This is a genomic window from Hymenobacter cavernae, assembly GCF_014641455.1.
Classification (GTDB): Bacteria; Bacteroidota; Bacteroidia; order Cytophagales; family Hymenobacteraceae; genus Hymenobacter; species Hymenobacter cavernae.
In genome coordinates, this window is sequence record NZ_BMHT01000005.1 from 127,357 (window position 1) to 145,994 (window position 18,638).

Annotated in this window: 15 protein-coding genes; 10 read left to right on the plus strand and 5 right to left on the minus strand. The window is 55.4% G+C overall.

All coding sequences use genetic code 11. From position 1 onward, the window contains the following. Positions 1–38: 38 nt before the first annotated feature. From IEX74_RS14155 to IEX74_RS14170, 4 genes are all read left to right on the plus strand, one after another. A complete protein-coding gene (locus IEX74_RS14155) occupies positions 39–3,017 on the plus strand; it encodes a M16 family metallopeptidase (protein WP_229755301.1) in 2,979 nt (992 codons plus the stop codon). A gap of 134 nt (positions 3,018–3,151) precedes the next feature. Next, positions 3,152–4,417: an NADP-dependent isocitrate dehydrogenase gene (icd, locus tag IEX74_RS14160; RefSeq protein WP_188814668.1), complete on the plus strand. Its 1,266-nt coding sequence runs from the start codon at positions 3,152–3,154 to the stop codon at positions 4,415–4,417. 364 nt (positions 4,418–4,781) lie between these two features. Then, positions 4,782–5,342, plus strand: coding sequence for an HNH endonuclease (locus IEX74_RS14165; RefSeq protein ID WP_188814669.1), 561 nt, complete (start codon positions 4,782–4,784; stop codon positions 5,340–5,342). Between the two features lie 637 nt (positions 5,343–5,979). Continuing rightward, complete coding sequence (locus IEX74_RS14170; protein WP_188814670.1) at positions 5,980–6,792, plus strand: hypothetical protein; 813 nt, start codon at positions 5,980–5,982, stop codon at positions 6,790–6,792. 65 nt (positions 6,793–6,857) lie between these two features. Here IEX74_RS14170 and IEX74_RS14175 read toward each other — a convergent pair whose 3' ends face one another. Together IEX74_RS14175 and IEX74_RS14180 are read right to left on the minus strand one after the other, a co-directional pair. After that, positions 6,858–8,090, minus strand: a complete 1,233-nt coding sequence (locus tag IEX74_RS14175) for an NADP-dependent isocitrate dehydrogenase (protein WP_188814671.1) — start codon at positions 8,088–8,090, stop codon at positions 6,858–6,860. A gap of 374 nt (positions 8,091–8,464) precedes the next feature. Continuing rightward, entirely contained in the window at positions 8,465–9,514 is a 1,050-nt protein-coding gene (locus IEX74_RS14180; protein ID WP_188814672.1) for a helix-turn-helix transcriptional regulator, read from the minus strand. Positions 9,515–9,701: 187 nt separating this feature from the next. Here IEX74_RS14180 and IEX74_RS14185 point away from each other — a divergent pair, with 187 nt between their 5' ends. Further along, positions 9,702–9,941: a hypothetical protein gene (locus IEX74_RS14185; RefSeq protein ID WP_188814673.1), complete on the plus strand. Its 240-nt coding sequence runs from the start codon at positions 9,702–9,704 to the stop codon at positions 9,939–9,941. Positions 9,942–10,091: 150 nt separating this feature from the next. Here the strand turns inward: IEX74_RS14185 and IEX74_RS14190 are convergent, their stop codons facing one another. Together IEX74_RS14190 and IEX74_RS14195 are read right to left on the minus strand one after the other, a co-directional pair. Continuing rightward, on the minus strand, positions 10,092–11,594 hold the full coding sequence (locus IEX74_RS14190) for an ATP-binding cassette domain-containing protein (RefSeq protein ID WP_188814674.1): 1,503 nt from the start codon (positions 11,592–11,594) through the stop codon (positions 10,092–10,094). 104 nt (positions 11,595–11,698) lie between these two features. Further along, entirely contained in the window at positions 11,699–12,433 is a 735-nt protein-coding gene (locus IEX74_RS14195; RefSeq protein WP_188814675.1) for a hypothetical protein, read from the minus strand. Positions 12,434–12,916: 483 nt separating this feature from the next. Here IEX74_RS14195 and IEX74_RS14200 point away from each other — a divergent pair, with 483 nt between their 5' ends. Beyond that, positions 12,917–13,780 carry an aminotransferase class IV gene (locus tag IEX74_RS14200; RefSeq protein WP_188814676.1) on the plus strand — a complete coding sequence of 288 codons (864 nt, stop codon included), beginning with the start codon at positions 12,917–12,919 and terminating at the stop codon, positions 13,778–13,780. 91 nt (positions 13,781–13,871) lie between these two features. Here the strand turns inward: IEX74_RS14200 and IEX74_RS14205 are convergent, their stop codons facing one another. After that, entirely contained in the window at positions 13,872–14,393 is a 522-nt protein-coding gene (locus IEX74_RS14205; RefSeq protein ID WP_188814677.1) for a DinB family protein, read from the minus strand. Positions 14,394–14,674: 281 nt separating this feature from the next. Between IEX74_RS14205 and IEX74_RS14210 the strand changes: the two genes are divergently transcribed. The 4 genes from IEX74_RS14210 to IEX74_RS14225 all read left to right on the plus strand — a co-directional run bounded on the left by IEX74_RS14210 (position 14,675) and on the right by IEX74_RS14225 (position 18,562). Next, positions 14,675–15,910 (plus strand): pyridoxal phosphate-dependent aminotransferase, encoded by a 1,236-nt coding sequence (locus tag IEX74_RS14210; protein ID WP_188814678.1) that lies wholly within the window; start codon positions 14,675–14,677, stop codon positions 15,908–15,910. 169 nt (positions 15,911–16,079) lie between these two features. Then, positions 16,080–16,739: a cytochrome b/b6 domain-containing protein gene (locus IEX74_RS14215; RefSeq protein WP_188814679.1), complete on the plus strand. Its 660-nt coding sequence runs from the start codon at positions 16,080–16,082 to the stop codon at positions 16,737–16,739. Between the two features lie 55 nt (positions 16,740–16,794). Then, positions 16,795–17,451, plus strand: a complete 657-nt coding sequence (locus tag IEX74_RS14220; protein ID WP_188814680.1) for a hypothetical protein — start codon at positions 16,795–16,797, stop codon at positions 17,449–17,451. A gap of 142 nt (positions 17,452–17,593) precedes the next feature. Next, the gene (locus tag IEX74_RS14225) at positions 17,594–18,562 is read left to right on the plus strand and encodes an SGNH/GDSL hydrolase family protein (RefSeq protein ID WP_188814681.1); all 969 of its coding nucleotides are present in this window, start codon (positions 17,594–17,596) and stop codon (positions 18,560–18,562) included. Positions 18,563–18,638: the final 76 nt, after the last annotated feature.

Sequence of the window (18,638 nt, forward strand, 5' to 3'; positions counted from 1 at the left end):
TCTTATCGCGCTGCCCTATTTTCTGCTCCGGAACATCCGTGAAAAAACCCTTTCTGCTCCTCTTTCCAGCCATTGCGGCGCTCGCCCTGACCACCCAGTGCCAGACAAGCAAACCGGCCGTAACTACAACCTCGACAGCGCCCACGGCCGCCCCGCAGGCGCCGGTTCTGAAAGAGAAAGAATACAAATACGAAACCGTTGCAGGCGACCCGCTCAAGGCGCGCATCTACACCCTCGACAACGGGCTGACGGTTTACCTCTCCGACTACGAAGATGCCCCGCGCATCCAGACGTATCTGGCCGTGCGTGCCGGCTCCAAGAACGACCCGAGCACGGCCACGGGCCTCGCCCATTACCTGGAGCATATGGTGTTCAAGGGCACCTCAAAGCTAGGTACCCAGAACTGGCAGGCCGAAAAGCCAGAGCTTGACAAGATTGAAGCGCTCTACGAGAAGTACCGCGCCCAAACCGACCCCGCCGTTCGCAAGAAGCTGTATCACCAGATCGACTCGGTTTCGAGCGTGGCGGCCAAGTACGCCGTAGCCAACGAGTACGATAAGGTGATGGGCGCCATCGGCGCGAAGGGCTCCAACGCTTACACCTCGGTGGAACAAACGGTGTATCAGGAAGATATTCCGTCGAATCAGATTGAGAAGTGGGCGGCCATCCAGAGTGAGCGGATGCGCGAGATGGTGCCGCGTCTGTTTCACACCGAGCTGGAAGCCGTGTACGAGGAGAAGAACCGCGGCCTCGACAACGACTTCTCGAAAGAGTACGAAGCGCTGAACGCTAGCCTCTACCGCAAGCACCAGTACGGCACCCAGACCACCATCGGCACGATTCAGCACTTGCAGAATCCGTCGATTACGGAGATTAAGAACTACTTCGGCAAGTACTACGTGCCCAACAACGTGGCGCTTTGCCTGAGCGGCGACCTGGACTACGACCAGACCATCCGCATCATTGACAAGTACTTCGGGCAGCTGCCGAACAAGCCGGTACCTGGCTTCACCGTCGCGAAGGAAGAGCCGATTACGGCTCCCATCGTGAAGGAAGTGGTGGGGCCTAGCTCCGAGAACGTGATGATCGGCTTCCGCTTTCCCAGCACCGCGTCGAAAGATGCCAACGTGCTGCGCATGATCGACAAGATCCTGACCAACGGGCAAGCCGGCCTCATCGACCTGAATCTGAACCAGAAGCAACTCGTGTTGCAAGCGGCCTCGTTCACCGATTTAAACAACGACTACTCCTCGCACATTCTGTATGCCACGCCGCGCCAGGGCCAAAAGCTGGAAGCTGTACGCGACTTATTGCTGGCCCAGCTTGATCAGGTAAAAAAGGGCAACTTCCCCGATTGGCTTATTCCGGCCATCATCAACAACGAGCAGCTGCAACGCACCAAGAGCTACGAGAGCAACGAGGCCCGCGCGGGTGCTTTCGTGTCGGCGTTCATTGCCCGCGAGGATTGGAAGGATTACCTGAAGCAAATCGACGACTTCTCGGAAATCAAGAAGGCGGATGTGCTGCGCGTGGCCAACCAATATTACGGCAACAACTACGCTCTCGTGTACAAGCGCACGGGCAAGGACACCAGCACGCCCAAGGTGATTAAGCCGGCCATCACGCCAGTGCCGGTGAACCGGGAAGCCTCGTCGGAGTTCTACAAGGAAGTAACCGCACTGCCCACGCCGCCGCTGGAACCGGTGTTTCTGGATTACAAAAAGGATATTCAGGAGCTAGCCCTCAAGCCGGGCCTGCCGGTGTTCTACACGAAGAACACCGAAAACAACCTGTTCAACCTGTTCTACGTGCTGGACATCGGCACGAACAACGACCCCAAGCTAGGTCTGGCCGCCGACTACCTCCAATACCTAGGCACCGACAAGTACACGGCCGCCCAGCTTCAGCAGGAGTTCTATAAGCTAGGTTGCTCCTTCGGCGTATCGAGCGGCCAAGACCGCGTGTTCGTGAGCCTGAGTGGCCTCGACAGCAACTTCGAGCCGGCCTTGCAGCTCTTCGAAACACTGCTAGCTAATCCCAAGCCCGATGCGCAGGCGCTGAACGCTATGGTGGCCGGCGTGTTGAAGTCGCGCCAGGATGCCAAGCTTAACAAGCAGGTGATTCTGAGCCAAGCGATGGTGAACTACGCCAAGTACGGCACGAAAAACCCGTTCACAAGTCAACTTTCCGAGAAAGAGCTGAAGGCTCTGAAGCCGGCTGACCTTACGGCGCTGACCAAGAAGTTGACTAGCTACCAGCACCGGATTCTATACTACGGTCCGCGTCAAACGGATGGCTTATTGACGGTACTTAACACGGGTCACCGCATTCCAGCTAAGCTCACGCCCACCCCGCCGCAGAAAGATTTCGCCGAGCAGCCCATGAAAGACCGCAAAGTGTATTGGGTGGACTACAACATGGTTCAGGCCGAAATCCTGTTCCTGACCAAAGGCGACGTGTACGACAAGAGCCTGGTGCCCACGGTGAGCCTCTACAACGAGTACTTCGGTGGCGGCATGGGCAGCATTGTATTTCAGGAACTGCGTGAAAGCAAGGCCCTAGCTTACTCGGCTACGTCGCGCTACGCAAACGCCGACAAGCAAGGCCGCTCCAACTACCTACTCTCCTACATCGGCACGCAGAATGACAAGCTGCCCGAGGCCATGGCCGGTATGGAAGCTCTGCTCACGGATATGCCGATGGCCGAGGCCAACTTGCAAATCGCCAAGAACGCCATTCGCAACAGCATTGCCACGGAGCGCATCACCAAGTCGGACGTACTGTTCAGCTACGAGCGCGCCAAGCGCCTCGGCCTCGACTACGACGTGCGCCGCGACGTGTACGAAAAGACCCAAAACATGAGCTTCGACGACTTGAAGAAGTTTCAACAAGCCAAAGTGAAAGGCCAAAGCCAGACGATTCTGGTTATTGGCTCGAAAGATCGGCTAAACTTTAAAGAGCTGGCCAAGTATGGTCAGGTACAACAGCTTACCCTAAAAGAGATTTTTGGGTATTAATCCAAGCGGGCGCCCCACCCCTAGCCTACTCTCCTTCCAGGGAGTGGCTAGGGGTGGGGCCCACCGTTGAACAGTGCTAACGTAATTCATCACTCTACATTACCGTCACCTAATCCCTGACGCGACCTTTTAAAATGGCAGGACAAAAGATCACCATCAAAGACGGCAAGCTGAACGTTCCCGACCAACCCATTATTCCCTTTATCGAGGGGGATGGCACGGGGCCAGATATTTGGGCAGCTTCCGTACGCGTACTTGATGCCGCAGTAGAAAAAGCCTACGGTGGCGCACGTAAGCTGGTGTGGAAAGAGGTATTGGCAGGCGAGAAGGCATTTAAGCAAGTCAATAACTGGCTGCCAAACGATACGCTGGAGGCATTTCGCGAGTATCTGGTGGGGATCAAAGGTCCGCTGACGACGCCCGTGGGTGGTGGTATTCGTTCGCTGAACGTGGCTTTGCGCCAGGAGCTAGACCTGTACGCGTGCGTGCGCCCGGTGCGCTGGTTTGAAGGCGTGCCGTCGCCGGTGAAGCGCCCCGAGCTGACCGACATGGTGATCTTCCGCGAAAACACCGAAGACATCTACGCGGGCATCGAGTACATGAACGGCACCCCACAGGCCCAGAAAATGCTCGAATTCCTGCAAGACGAGATGAGCGTGAAGAAAATCCGCTTCCCCGAAACTTCGTCGTTCGGCATCAAGCCGGTGTCGAAAGAGGGCACGGAGCGGTTGGTGCGAGCCGCCATCGAGTACGCCATCGAGCACAAGAAGCCTTCCGTAACCATCGTGCACAAGGGCAACATCATGAAGTTCACGGAGGGCGCCTTCAAAACCTGGGGCTACGAGCTGGCCGAGCGCGAGTTTGGCGACAAAGTGTACACCTGGGCGCAGTACGACAAGGTGTTAGCCAAGCAAGGCCAGGAAGTAGCCGACGCCCAGCAGAAAGCAGCCCTCGACGGCGGCAAAATCCTCATCAAGGACAGCATCGCCGATGCCTTCCTCCAGCAGATCCTGCTCCGCCCCGCCGACTACTCGGTAATCGCCACCCTGAACCTGAACGGCGACTACATCTCCGACGCCCTGGCGGCCATCGTGGGCGGTATCGGTATTGCGCCGGGTGCTAACATCAACTACACCACCGGCCACGCCATCTTCGAAGCGACCCACGGCACCGCGCCCAAGTACGCGAACCAAGACAAGGTGAACCCCGGCTCGGTGGTTCTGTCGGGCGCCATGATGCTGGAATACCTAGGTTGGCAGGAAGCCGCCGACCTCATCTACAAAGGCCTCGAAGCTGCTATTGCCTCGAAGCGCGTCACCTACGATTTCGAGCGCTTGATGGAAGGCGCCACCCTGCTGAAGACCTCGGAGTTTGGGGATGAGATTATCAAGGATATGTAATACATGGGCTTAGGCCAATTACAAAGAAACCCCGCGTTGGCTGTGAGGCTGGCGCGGGGTTCTTTGTTAATAGCCGCATATACTTTTTGAAACAATTACAAACTATACCCGTATAATTATACTAAATATACAAGTTAATCAATTATTTAATAAAATTAATATGAGCTACTATCTAATAAGTTTAGACATCAGCACGAGACCACATACTGCAATGGTATATACGAGGTATATACATGACGATATGTTTTCAAGAATATCTATAAATAACAAGAGGATTTAATTAAGAGAGGCTAGCATAATTAACTATAAAATGGCATGCGAAAATTTAACAAAATATAACATAATTTTTCTTACTATAAATACTTTGAATGACGTAAAAAGCTACTCTGTAACAGGTGGAATAGCTCTCGTAGAGCAACAAATAGCAGAGACTTATTTACCAGCCCTAATCAAAAGGGGCCTCTATGGTTTCGAAGAAAACAAGCCTAGAGCAAGCAAATACAATAGCAGATTTGTAACAGGAGATTACAAGAGGAAGCTACTGGAAAGAGATGAAAACAAATGCATGATTTGCAAGGCAAATCCAAAGAAAAACAAGCATGTATATTTACAAATGCATCATATAATTCGATGGACAGATAAAGGGATTTCAAACCCCGAGAATATTATTACTCTATGCAAAATATGCCATGACAAAGTACATAGATCTAAAGCTCCTTTAGAAGAGATTAATAGATTGCATAAAATAAATAAAAACACATACAATTTTAGTGAATACGAAATGACCATAAAACTGCATACACAAGATCATTTTACAGATGAAGATATTGATAGAATGATGTTCATTAACAATATCAAGTCTAATTGCATTTGTATACAAGAACACGGAAAAACAAAATTTTTCCACAATATAAACCTCAACTAGCGCGAGTTTAGCAAAGCGTAACTCGTGCCTAGTTTTGAGGATGAGGTTATACCTCATCTGCCGCGTAGCGGCAAGGGGTTTGCATGGTCAGAAGGTCTGGGGAAAATTGACCTTTCTTCACAGCTTTCGTATGTTTGCAATGCAGTACTATACAGCAGGTCTAGCACACAAACGGCGGCCAGCACCTAGGTACTAACCGCCGCCATCCTACGGATGTCCGAGCCAGTGACTCACCACGGCTCGAATTGCTCCTCCTACTGCTGCTTTGAGCAGTTCCAAGGAGACGTGAAACCAACTAGCTTTGCTAGTGCGTTTCACTTTCGCACGTTTCCTCATAACTGATCGGGTTGTAGGGTGTGCATGCACCCACTTCCTGAAGCCCTGGCTGTCGCAACCAGCCGGGGCTTCGTCTTTTTACAGACGACGCGTTGGCGGGGTGACGACCGTGCGAATGGCTCAAAGATACCACGCCCGCCACAACCGTAACTAGTAAGAGTGAACCTCGGTAGTACATAAGTTTCTCGCCAACCTTTCAAAGCTGCGAATGGTCATCCGTGAAATACAAGCTGACCTTGAGGCTATAGAGCGGAACGCTGCACTCTACGAGGAAATAAATTTCGATAGCCGGGTAGAAGCCTTGGACTTCCTAGATTTCCACGTCCTTGATCGGCTTGAAGGGCTACTTCAAGCGTTAAATCCCTCAACAGAACTGCTCCCGCTACAACGGCGTGCAGAGGACGTAAAGCGCCAACTAGAAGCCGTTGATGCGGCCTTGTTTCAGCGGTTGCGGGCAGATATTCGCGCGGGCCGTTGCCGAGGGGCCTCCCTCCTAGCCCTGATTAATACGTATGTCGGGCGCGGCGCCAGTGGCGAGCAGGCACAGCAGGAGATTGGGTATGATAACCTCGATGTGTTTACGAACGGCTTGTTTCCTAACCTAGCTTTTCCGTTGGAGACGCAGGAGCGAGAACCGGAGATGGTATTTTACCAGAAAACGCCCGCCCGTATCATTCTCGAATTGGTAGAGCAAGCCCAGCTTACCAGCGCAGACGTGTTGTATGACCTAGGTTCTGGCTTGGGGCACGTGCCTACCCTAGTGAATCTGCTCAGTGGCGCTACCACCAAAGGCGTGGAAGTGGAGCCCGCTTATTGCGTGTATGCAAACGCCTGTGCGACCGACCTAAACCTGTCGCGGGTAATGTTCATCCAGGCCGATGCCCGCACCGCCAACTACTCCGATGGCACCGTTTTCTTCCTATACACGCCCTTTCAGGGCCGCATCCTACAAGAAGTATTGGCAAGACTGCAAGCAGAAGCACGCAGCAGAAGTATCAGGCTCTTCACGTACGGGCCTTGTACGCTCCACATAGCCCAGCAACATTGGTTGAAGTGCGTGGACTCAGTGGACCATACGATCTATAAGCTGGCTGAATTTAGCAGCTTACCCTAACGAAAGCGCATCAAAAAAGCCCATCTGGCGACCAGATGGGCTTTTTCGTTATTGACGCTTAACGCTTACTGACCTAGCTTGGCTTTCAGGTTTTGGTCGAGAGCTTCCAGGAATTCCTCGGTGTAGAGGTAATCCCGGCCGTGCTCCACTTTGTTGCCGTGGATACAAACGGCGAGGTCTTTCGTCATTTTGCCACTTTCTACGGTCTCAACGCACACTTGCTCGAGAGCGTGGCAGAAGTCGATGAGCTCTTGGTTGCCGTCGAGCTTGCCGCGGAACTCCAGGCCACGCGTCCAAGCGAAAATCGAGGCGATGGGGTTCGTAGAGGTAGGCTTGCCCTTTTGGTGGTCGCGGTAGTGGCGGGTTACGGTGCCGTGGGCAGCTTCTGCTTCCATCACCGTTCCATCGGGGGTTACCAGTGTCGAGGTCATCAGACCTAGCGAGCCAAAGCCTTGCGCAACGGTGTCGCTTTGTACGTCGCCGTCGTAGTTCTTACAAGCCCACACGAAGTTGCCATTCCACTTCAGCGCCGAGGCCACCATGTCGTCAATCAGACGGTGCTCGTAGGTGATGCCAGCAGCTTTGAACTTCTCTTGGTAGTCTTGCTCGTAGATCTCCTGGAAGATGTCCTTGAAACGACCATCGTACTTCTTCAGGATGGTGTTCTTCGTGGAGAGATACAGGGGCCAGCCTTTCATCAGGGCCTGGTTGAAGCACGAGTGCGCAAAACCACGGATCGACTCGTCGGTGTTGTACATGGCCAGGGCCACGCCATCGTTCTTGAAGTTGAACACTTCAAACGACTGCACGTCGCCACCGTCTTCGGGGGTGAAGGTGATGGTGAGCTTGCCTTTGCCTTTGGTGACGAAATCGGTAGCGCGGTACTGGTCGCCGAACGCGTGACGGCCGATGCAGATCGGAGCCGTCCAGTTGGGCACCAGGCGGGGTACGTTGTTCGTCACGATTGGCTCGCGGAACACGGTGCCGTCCAGGATATTGCGGATCGTGCCGTTCGGCGACTTCCACATTTGCTTTAGGCCAAACTCTTCTACGCGCTGCTCATCGGGGGTGATAGTGGCGCACTTGATGCCCACGCCGTACTGCTTCACCGCATTGGCCGCGTCGATGGTTACTTGGTCGTTGGTTTCGTCCCGGTACTCCATGCCTAGATCGTAGTACTTGATATCCAGATCCAGATACGGGGTAATCAACTTGTCCTTGATGAATTTCCAGATGATGCGCGTCATCTCGTCGCCATCCATCTCCACAACGGGATTTGCTACTTTAATTTTTGCCATTGTCCTCTAGGGGTTGTTTATACTGACTACTGTTCACGTTGGGGCCGCTGCCGGCTGTGCGCGTGCGCCAAAGATAGAAGGTCAGGGGTAAAATGCCTTGTGCAAGTTTATCGGTTGTGTAAGGCAATACCTAGGCTCACCTCTTTTTCCGGATGTTGCCTATGCTTGTATTGTCATGACAAACAACAGGTCTGTGATACACAAACGGCGGCCAGCACCTAGGTCCTGACCGCCGACATTCTAGCGGATGTCCGAGCCAGTGACTGTTGGCGGGATGACAACCGGACGAATACATCAAAGACAAACGACAAAAAATCCCTGCCGATTGCCTGCTTGGGCTCTCGACAGGGATGCTCATCGTACCTTCTCTAAAGCTAGGTTGTTGCGTAAGCTGGCGCTTTGGCTTGTCTCAGCCACGCATCCAGCTGCACGGCATCGGCGTAGCGGCTAGTTGGCGGGAGGCGTCGAATCTGGGAGGGCGTCACGCCAAACTTGCGCCGAAACGCCGTAGCGAAGTGCGCGGGGTTGGAGAACCCCACCGACTCGGCCACTTCCTGAATTGGCTGCTCGGTGAGAGTCAGCAGCTGCTGGGCCACGCGCAGGCGCTGCTCGGCGATGTAGCCGAACACGGTGGTGCCAAACACTTCCCGAAATCCTTTTTTGAGCTTGAAGTCGTTGGTACCAAACAAGCGAGCCAGCTCCAGCAGGCTGGGCGGATCGGCGTAGTTTTTATCCAGGAAGTCGCGGATGCTATAGAGCAGTTCCCGCTCGCGGGAGCTAGGTTTTGGCATTCGGCGGCTCAATTCGGCTTGCTGTTCCATAAACAGGTCCAGAATACGTGCTTCCAAAAACATCTTCTTCAGGGGCCCGCTGTAGGGGCACTGCACAATTTGCTGAATGAGTGCATGTTGCGCAGGACTGATGGCCGTGCCGGGCGGCAGCATCACGAAGGGCTCTGAGCGACCTAGGTGCTTTTCGTGCAGCGCTATCCACTCGATATTGCTGGCCAGCAGCTCGGTAAAGAACTTCGGCGTGAGGTGCAGGCAAAAGTTGCGGAAGCGTGTTTGCTCGCCCCGAAACGTGTAGGTGTTCACCGGCGCCTCGTCGGCCATTACGTTCTGGTGCCCCTTGCCTACGTGCAGCGGCCGTAGCGCGCACCGGCGCGACGCCATGTCACCTTCGAGCTGATAGTAGAACGCAATCCAGGGTTTCTCGACCAGCAGTTCGGCTTGTAGTGGTTTATCGAGCTGTCCTTCCAAATAGGTCATTTGCAGCCCATCCATGAAGTAGTCCGTGAAGTTCAGCGAACCACCGTCGGGGCTGCGCCACGTAGTGTCTGCCTGGAGCAGACCGGTTTGCTGCTGAAGGTTGGTTTGGCAATTATCCAGCAACTCCGCCGTACGAAACTGAAAGAAAGGCTCCATGAAGGCGAGCAAGTATAACTAGTTGATTAGCAACGATGTCATAAACATCCGCAATCTTCAGCAGGGAACAAAAATCCGGCAGAGAAAAAAATAAAATCCGTTTCACGAAAGTGGTTTATCGGGCGAAATGCCACTTTTGTCGTGCAATTAGCACTTGTCACCTAGCTATACCACTCTTTCTACTGCTATGAACCAAACGAGTCTTTCCTCCGTCTCGCGTAGCCAGTCGATGTCGCAGTTGCTGCGCTTCGTAAGCACGTGGCGCGTGGCCCTACAAAACGTCTGGGAACCCGAAATTTCAAACCGGCTGCACTATTCGCCTTACTCCACAAAGCTCCGCCAACAGCTTATCCGCGTAACCCGAATTTTCTGGCTGGCCACTTGCCTGTTGGCGGTTGCCATGCTCATCAGTTGGGCGCTGCTGTAGCTGTTTTGTCTTTCTCAACAGTTTTTACCTACTCAGCGTCCGACGCTCTATCACCTTATTTAATTATTCACAAACAACGCTCCGACCGAATGTCAACCTAGCTTGGTGGCATTCGGTCGGAGCGTTGTTCGTGGTAGACTCTCACAAAACCTAGGTTTGTACCCGCCGCCCTTGTTCCAGCTGCAACGTCTGCGTCACGCTGGCCGGAATTTCCTGCTGATAGTGGCTCACATAGATCAGCGTGGCATTGCTGACCTGGCAAATGGTATCCAACACGTGCTTGAAGTGCGCTTGCTGTCCCGCATCCAGCCCCTGACAAGGCTCGTCGAAAATGAACAGGGGCGGATTTTTGACCATCGCGCGAGCCAGCAGGCTCAAGCGCTGCACGCTGGCCGATACCTGCCGGAACGGGGTAGCGGCGTACTGCTCCAGGGCCAGCACCCGCATCCAGCGCAGGGCCACGGCGGCGTTGGCGGCCTCGCTTTTCCGGAGCAGCCCGAGCGTGTCATAAAAGCCGGATTCGATGACGTGCAGGCAGGTATTCTGGGCCGGGAAGTACTGAAAAAGCTCCGGCGACACAAACCCGATCTGCTTTTTGATGTCCCAAATAGATTCGCCGCTGCCGCGCTGGCGGTCAAACAGCTTGATCTGCTTGCCGTAGGCTTGGGGGTTGTCGCCGTTAAGTAGGCTCAGCAAGGTCGATTTGCCGGCCCCGTTCGGCCCGACCAACGCCCACCGCTCGCCCTGCCGCACTTCCCAGCTGATCTGGTCGAGCACGCGCTTGCCGCCGTAGGTCACCGATACATTTTCCAGCCGCGCAATTACCTCAAACGCTGGCGCGGTGGTAAGCGACAACAAGGCGCGCAGCTCTTCCGTGTCCAGCGGCGGCAGTTCAGTGGTAACGGGTTGGCGGGCCTGAAACGCCTGCCGGGTGCTGGTTGCCACAATCCGGCCGCTCTCCAGCTCGGCTACGTGCGTGATGCTGCTAGGTATTTCGTGGGGCGACGTGGCCATAATCACGGCAGTGCCCGATGCCGTAATGGCGGTAAGGATGTCGTCGAAGGCGGCGCGGGTTTGCTTGTCCAGCCCGGTTAGTGGGTTGTTGAGCAGCAGCAGCAACGGATTCTTCAGCAGCGCCGCCGCGATGAGCAGCCGCTTCGTTTCGCCATTGGAAAGCTTGATGAGCTGCTGCTGCTGCAAATGACCTAGGTTCAGCGTGTCAATGGTGCGCTCGTAGGTCCAGAAGGGCTCGTCGGCGTACGACTGAATGGTTGCCAAATAGCCCTGCACGGTCAGCGCGTCTTCCGAGTCGTGAGCATTGAAGCGCTGCTGGTAGTAGAACTCGGTGGTGTTGGAGAGGTTCCGAAACGCGTACTTCGCCCCGACCCGCCCAATGAGCTTACGCGGCGTCAGGAACGGATCGGTGGCCGTGTGCTGCTGCACTACCTCTTCCAACCCAGGATAGCTGACCCGGCCGCCCATGATGTTGAAATTGCCGGCAATCGTGTCCAGCAACGCACTTTTGCCCGAACCACTTTTCCCGATCAGCGCCCAGTTTTGCCCTTGCTCCACCCGAAAAGTAAGGTCGGCGAATAACGTCTGTTGCAGGTGCCGAACCGTGATATGCTCAAACGAAAGAAGCGTCGTACTCATAAGCTAGCCTGGTAATACAGGGCGCAAAGCTACATGCCCCGGCAGGAATGCAACAAAAAAGCCCTTCCAGTGGAAGGGCTTTCTGAGTTTGAATAAGCTAGGTTTTAGCGGATGCGGCCTCGGCCACCGCCGTTATCGTTGCGGCCGCCACGATCATCACCGCGCCCACGGTCGTTGCCGTTGTCATTGCGCCCGGCGCGGTCATTGCCGTTGTCGTTTCCACGGTTGTCGTAGCCGCCCCGATTGTCACCGTAGCCAGGGCCGCGGTTGTCGTTGCGGCGGTTATCATAGCCGCCCCGATTGTCGCCGTAGCCGCGATTATCGTAGCCACCCCGGTTATCAACGTAGCCGTTGCGGTTGTCATAGCCGCGGCCGTAGCCGGGGCCCGGATTATAGCCTTGGTAAGGACGATTTATGATGACAGGCGGACGATTGCCATAAACCCGCGTCGGAACGGGGTAGCGCCAGCCTGGTGCGCTGGCATAGCCGTAGCGCGTGTAGTAAACCGACCGGTGGTTGCCGAGGTAGCTCCAGGGCTGCCGGCCTCGGTAGTCAATCACGACGGGATGGAAGAAACGGGGGTCGTAGCCGGCGTAAATCGGCGGCAGATAGGGCGAGCTAACCCAATAGCCGTTGTCGAGGTACACGTACTGCTGCGAGTAGATATTATAGTAGCCGTCGATTTCGGGGATGTAGTAGTACTCCACGTTTGGGCCTACGGCCGGACCCCAAACCGGCGCCCCGACGTTGACGTTTACCCGAACCTGCGCCTGCGCGGTGCTACTGGCCAGCAGCACACCCAGTGTCAGGGCCAGGAACGATTTTATGAGCGGTTTCATACGTGCAAAAGGTGAAGTGAGAGACAGGTATACTACAGCAATTTCAGCGCCATATTCCCGTTTTTCATAGGAAATATCCAATCGTGCTTGCCTGTCCGTATTGTTCTACAAACGAGGTTTTTGGACGGAAGTTGTTTTAGCGCCGATTGCCTAGCAGCAGCCTGACTTATGGCTGTTTAGACTGAATTTATGGGTCAAAGATTAACGTGGCCTGAGAGATTTTTTAGCTGGGTTTATAACCTAGGTTAGACGAGTGTGAGCAGAAAGCAAAAAGGCCATTATACTGAGCTGACCGGAGCAGCTTTATCACTTCGCTGAACGTCAGATACTGAGGCTTACGCGTTCCTTCGGCTCGGCCAACGAAACACGCCAGACTTGATTGTTGCTACTTTTACCGCTCGCCTATCTCCTCTCCGGTGCGCAGGGCGCTACTGTGAAAGCGTTATTACCAGCTAAAGCAATTCCTTCTTCAAAAGAACTCTTATGGCCTCAAGTCCAGACCTCTACGCCTTCGTTCGTGGTGAAATCGTGCCGCTGACCCGCGCTTATCTGCATGTGAGCGACCTGGCTATTCAGCGAGGCTACGGCATCTTCGACTACTTCCGCGTGCACGAAACGCAGCCGCTGTTTGTGGAAGATCACCTCGACCGTTTCTACGAATCGGCGCGGCTGATGCAGCTCGCCGTGCCGCTCACCCGCGCCGCACTTCACGAGGTGATTCTGGAACTGGCCCGGCGCAACGACCTAGCTTTGTCGGGCATTAAGATCCTACTGACCGGCGGCTACTCGCCCGATGGCTACACGCCCACACCCGGCGAAGCTAGCTTGGTCCTGATTCAGCAGCCCCTGACGATGGTGGAGCAGGCAGCCGTCGACTGCGGCATCCGGATTATGAGCCACGAGTACGTGCGCGAGGTGGCGCAGGCCAAAACCATCAACTACACGATGGGTATTCGCCTGATTCAGCGGCTTCAGGAAACCGGGCTGGATGATGTGCTCTACCACCAGCAAAGCGTGGTGAGCGAGTTTCCGCGCAGCAACTTCTTCATTGTGCGTCAGGATAATACCGTCGTGACGCCCGCGGAGAATGTGCTGTTTGGCATCACGCGCAAGAAGGTGTTGCAGTTGGCCAGCCGCCGCTACCCGGTGGAGGAAGGGCCGGTTACGCTAATGGATATCTGGCAAGCCAAAGAAGCCTTCCTGACCAACACCACCAAGCGCCTGCTGCCCGTAGTGGAGCTGGATGGCAAGCCCATCGGCACCGGCAAGCCGGGCGAGGTGACGCTAGCCTTGCTGGCTGCGTTTCAGGAGTTGGAGCAAGCGGAGCTGCACGTGGTGCGGCTGTAGCGCGAAGCTCCCGCTTCGCGCATCGTTGAACGACTGAAGCTAGGTTCGTAGCAACGATTTCGTTCAACGATACGCGAAGCAGAGCTTCGCGCTACATCGACACGGCACGCAGCAGCCGGGCCGTTACGAGCAACTGCCCCAGGTGACGCATCGTGTGCTCGGCGGCGTGCACAAACAAACCTAGCTTGGTAGAAGGCAGTTGCGCCCGCCCGACGCCGCGCCGCTCCGTGAGCGTGGCCTCATCGGTGGCACGTAGCTCCGCCAAAGCGAGGTCTACCTGCTGGTCGAAGGCGCGTACCAGATCGGCCACGCGGCAGGGCGGCTGCGGGCACTTGCCTTCGGTAGCCAGCGCTTCCAGCTGCGCAGGTGTTAGGGCTTGCTGCCGGGCGTAGGTGAATAGCCGGCTGAGGACGCCGGTAAGATGTTGCAGGTGAAAGCCCACCGAGGCGACGCCCGCAGGACGTTGCCAGAGCAGCTCTTCGGGGAAATCGTGCAGCAACGCGTCCAGCTCTTCGCGGGCTTGCAGGAGCGCGTGCGCAACGGGTTGGAGCAGCGGCAGCATGTCGGGCAGCGGGCCGCGCAGCCACACTTCGCGGGAATCGGTAGGAGTCATAAGAAGGTAACCAGAAAAGCTAGGTTGGGTTGGCCTGTAGCGCGACTATAGCGCGAAGCTCCGCTTCGCGCTATAGTCGCACGACCAAGCTAGTACGACAACCTAGGTATCATCCTAACGATTTCGTGCAACGATACGCGAAGCGCAGGCTCCGCGCTACAGTTGGGTATAGACCTCAAAATCGCACCAAATTCCTACTTTGAAATACGATTCACGACGAAGGTTAGCGGCAATCCTCGTATTTTTCGGAGATTTTTGGCTCTTGGCCCTTTAGTACGAGCATGTTAGAAGTATCTCAGCGCGGCCGCGCCATGCCGGTGTCGCCTTATCGAAAACTGACCCCCTACGCTGACGAAGCAAAGCAGCGGGGCGTTCAGGTATATCACCTCAACATCGGGCAGCCCGATATTGAAACGCCCCCGGCCATGATGGCGGCGGTGCAGCAGGCCGACATCCGGGTGCTGGAATACAGCCCCAGCGCGGGCAGCGTGAGCTACCGCCAGAAGCTGGCGGCCTACTACCAGCGCGCGGGCATGAACGTGACACCCGAGGATATTCTGGTGACGGCGGGCGGCAGCGAGGCCATTTTCTTCGCCATGATGAGCTGCCTCAACCCCGGTGACGAAGTAATTGTGCCCGAGCCATTTTACGGTGCCTACACAGCGTTTGCCATTGCCACCACCGTAACCCTCGTGCCCGTTACGTCCACGATGGATGAGGGCTTCGCCCTGCCGCCGATCAGCGAGTTTGAGCAGGTAATCACGCCGCGCACCAAGGCCATTCTGATCTGCAATCCCAACAACCCGACCGGCTACGTGTACAGCCGCGCCGAGTTGGAGCAGATGCGTGACCTGTGTCTGCGCCACAATCTGTACTTCCTCTCCGACGAAGCCTACCGCGAGTTCTGCTACGACAGCGAGTACTTCAGCGCGTTTCAGCTGGAAGGCGCCGAGGAAAATGTGGTGCTGCTCGATACGGTTTCGAAGCGCTACAGCGCCTGCGGCGCCCGCCTGGGTGCCTTGGTGACGAAGAATAAGCAGCTGCAAGCTACGGCTCTGAAATTTGCCCAAATGCGGGTGAGCGCACCGGGCTTGTCGCAGCTCATGGGCGAGGCCGCTACCGAGCTACCCGATTCGTACTTCGAGCACACCAAAGCCGAGTACATGGCCCGCCGCGACCTGATGGTGAGCCGGTTGCGTGCAATGCCTGGCGTTTATTGCCCCATTCCGGGCGGCGCTTTCTACGTGGTGGCCCGCCTGCCCGTCGACGACAGCGAGCGGTTCTGCCAGTGGCTGCTGGAGTCGTTCACCTACGAGAACCAGACCGTGATGCTGTCGCCCGGTGCTGGCTTCTACGGCACGCCCGGCCTAGGTCATGATGAAGTGCGCCTGGCATACGTGCTGAACGCAACCGACCTCAACGTGGCCCTCACGTGCCTGGAGCGCGGCCTGGCTGCGTATCCTGGCCGCACGCTTGCTCCTGTAGAAGCAGCCGTGTTGCAGGAAGCAAAATCGTAGGAACGCGCCACGGCGCGTTCGTCGTTGCACGATTACTGAACTGCCTTACCCCGAACGGGTATGCAAGCCAAGCGACCCAGACAACGAACGCGCCGTGGCGCGTTCCTACTGCATAATTGTTACTTTCATAGGCCGGCCTTTTGCCGGCCTATTCTTTTTCCTCCTGCTTATGCTTCAGCAAGCCCCTCTTGTCGGCGACATTCAGCGTAAAAACTCGGCAGCCTTGCGCATCTGGCACTGGGCCAGCGCGCTGCTCATTTCAGGCTTGCTGATCACGATTCTGTTTCAGTTTGTGATTGTAAAAGCTAGGTCGGCGGTGCCGCTGTTTCAGGAGACGTTGCAGAAGAGCAACATCACCCTCACTTCTGACCAGGCCAGGTCACTCACGCGCATCATCTCGCACCGCATCTGGGACTGGCACATCTACCTGGGCGTCGGGCTCTCGATCCTGCTTGCTTTTCGCATCATCACGGAAATGATGCAGCCGACCATGCAAAAGTTTTCCGCCAAGCTGCGGCAGGTGCGCAAGCTGTTCCGCGAAGTCGGCGCCGACAGCCCTGACTACCGCCACTCACTGTTCGTAAAATATTCTTACCTAGGTTTTTATCTTATGCTCGTCGTGATGGTAGTGACGGGCCTAGCCCTGATTTACGCCGACGATGTGGCATTCCTCCACCCCTTGGAGCACAGCATCAAAGAGGTGCATAACTTCACGATGTACCTGATTATGGCCTTCACGGCGTTTCACCTGCTCGGGGTGGTGCGCGCCGAGCTGACGAATGACAAGGGAATCGTGTCGGATATGATTAACGGCGGCGAGAGTAAGTAGCTTCTGAAAGTCGTCGACCAATCACAGGCGCTTAGCCGCCTAATCCTTATACCTTATGCTCTATCAGTTGTACGATTTCCTGCTCTGGAAAGTGACGACAGTTGATATTGTCTCTGTTGTGCTCCTGCTCTTGCTACCCTGGCTAACCAGAAGGTACTTACGAAGAATAGTATACTGGTTTGTCTTACTCACAGCCCTTGGCAATGGCTTCTTTAAGCTGCTATCAGCTTCGCCTGGTGTAGTGGCTAGTACGCCGGTTCAAGCCATAGCTACGAGTAAGAACTTCCAGCTATTTCGTACTTTTTATTACGTAGTAAAATTCAAAAAACCTCGCTTGAGCAATCTGTCTGACAAGGCGCCTAGGGTACAATGGAAAGAGCAGATGGTTGGCTATAGCGCGACAACAACCTTCGACATTGAAAACAGCCGCTTTTTCATCGTGAGAAAAATCAATGGAGAGTGGTGGTTTAAACCCACCGTCCTGATCAACGACACACTAGTAGCTGACCTAGATACCGGTTTTCTGCCAGACCACAGTGGCGAAATGGAGCAAGCAGTCAGGAAATATCAAACGCGAGAAATCGGCAGCTATTTATCGACCTTCCTTACGGTTGTACTTGTTATTCTATTGATTAACCGGTCCAGGCACCTAGGTTCAGGAGCTTCGGCAACTGCGCTGGCCACAACCCTGCGGCAGCCTAGCCTCTCTTGACTGAACAGCGAAACGCCCAAATATCTAGCACAAGCCAAGTGCTTTGCTTCCCTCCTCGTCACTGGTTCTCTCGGGAGAGTTAGCTCCCTCTGCTCGTTTCCCGTATGGTTCTCAAGTTCTTACCCACTCAACCATACCCCTTATGGAAACGACGACTACTGATAGCATTGCCGCCTGGGGCGATTCTCTAACGGCGGGCACGGGTGGCACGCCCTACCCTACCTTCCTCACGCAGCTCAGTGGCCGAGCTGTTTACAACGGCGGTGTCGGTGGTGAAACTTCGGTGCAAATCAAAAACCGCATGTTGGCTGCTACCGACAAACACGCTTGGCCCACCATCATCTGGGCAGGCCGCAACGATTCTGACCAACGCGAGCAGGTGAAAGCCAATATTGCGGCCATGGTAGAAGCCTTGCCGCACCAGAATTATCTGGTTCTGTCCATTCTGAATGGGGCCGGCGAAGGCCGGGGCACGTACGGTTACAACGTAGCGGCTTCGCTGAACGCTGATCTGGCGGCGCTCTACGGCGCGCACTACCTCGATGTGCGGGCGTACCTGGTTTCGCAGTACAATCCTAGCCTCGCGCAGGACGTAGCCGACCACGAGGCGGACATCCCTCCTACCTCGCTCCGCAGCGACTTTTTACATCTGTCTTCGGCTGGCTACGCGTTGGTCGCCAATTACCTACAGGCCAACAGCCGCCTGCTGCTGGGTGAAAATGCCACCATCACCACCACTTCTTCGACGGTGCTTAACGAGCCCTGTATCCTAGGTAAGATCACCCAGACGGCCATTCATGAGGAGCAAGACCTGGCGGTGTGGCGCTCCACCAACGGCGACACGGTGACGCTGGGCAAAGACGCCAACAGCCTCGCTACTTCGGGCACGCTCTACCTCAATGGCGGCAGCAATACGGTACTGCAAGCGGCCAGCACAACGGCCATCGAAATAAGCGCTAGTGCCTTGTACGTCAAGCAGAACATTATCCAGGAGCAAGGCGACCTGGAATTCAATAACACGGCAAACGGCGTGATTTTGAAGGCGCCGGGCGGCGCACGCTACCGCATTACGGTGAGCGACACGGGCAACCTGACGGCAGTAGCTTTGTAGCGGCAATAGAGCAGCAACAGCACAAAAAAGCCCGGCTTCTGCGAAAGAGAAGCCGGGCTTTTTATTAATGCAGCGC

Coding starts and splice junctions, on each gene's coding strand:
- icd (WP_188814668.1), top strand. CDS start 3,152: ATGGCAGGACAAAAGATCACCATCAAAGACGGCAAGCTGAACGTTCCC.
- IEX74_RS14175 (WP_188814671.1), bottom strand. CDS start 8,090: ATGGCAAAAATTAAAGTAGCAAATCCCGTTGTGGAGATGGATGGCGAC.
- IEX74_RS14180 (WP_188814672.1), bottom strand. CDS start 9,514: ATGGAGCCTTTCTTTCAGTTTCGTACGGCGGAGTTGCTGGATAATTGC.
- IEX74_RS14185 (WP_188814673.1), top strand. CDS start 9,702: ATGAACCAAACGAGTCTTTCCTCCGTCTCGCGTAGCCAGTCGATGTCG.
- IEX74_RS14190 (WP_188814674.1), bottom strand. CDS start 11,594: ATGAGTACGACGCTTCTTTCGTTTGAGCATATCACGGTTCGGCACCTG.
- IEX74_RS14195 (WP_188814675.1), bottom strand. CDS start 12,433: ATGAAACCGCTCATAAAATCGTTCCTGGCCCTGACACTGGGTGTGCTG.
- IEX74_RS14200 (WP_188814676.1), top strand. CDS start 12,917: ATGGCCTCAAGTCCAGACCTCTACGCCTTCGTTCGTGGTGAAATCGTG.
- IEX74_RS14205 (WP_188814677.1), bottom strand. CDS start 14,393: ATGACTCCTACCGATTCCCGCGAAGTGTGGCTGCGCGGCCCGCTGCCC.
- IEX74_RS14210 (WP_188814678.1), top strand. CDS start 14,675: ATGTTAGAAGTATCTCAGCGCGGCCGCGCCATGCCGGTGTCGCCTTAT.
- IEX74_RS14215 (WP_188814679.1), top strand. CDS start 16,080: ATGCTTCAGCAAGCCCCTCTTGTCGGCGACATTCAGCGTAAAAACTCG.
- IEX74_RS14220 (WP_188814680.1), top strand. CDS start 16,795: ATGCTCTATCAGTTGTACGATTTCCTGCTCTGGAAAGTGACGACAGTT.
- IEX74_RS14225 (WP_188814681.1), top strand. CDS start 17,594: ATGGAAACGACGACTACTGATAGCATTGCCGCCTGGGGCGATTCTCTA.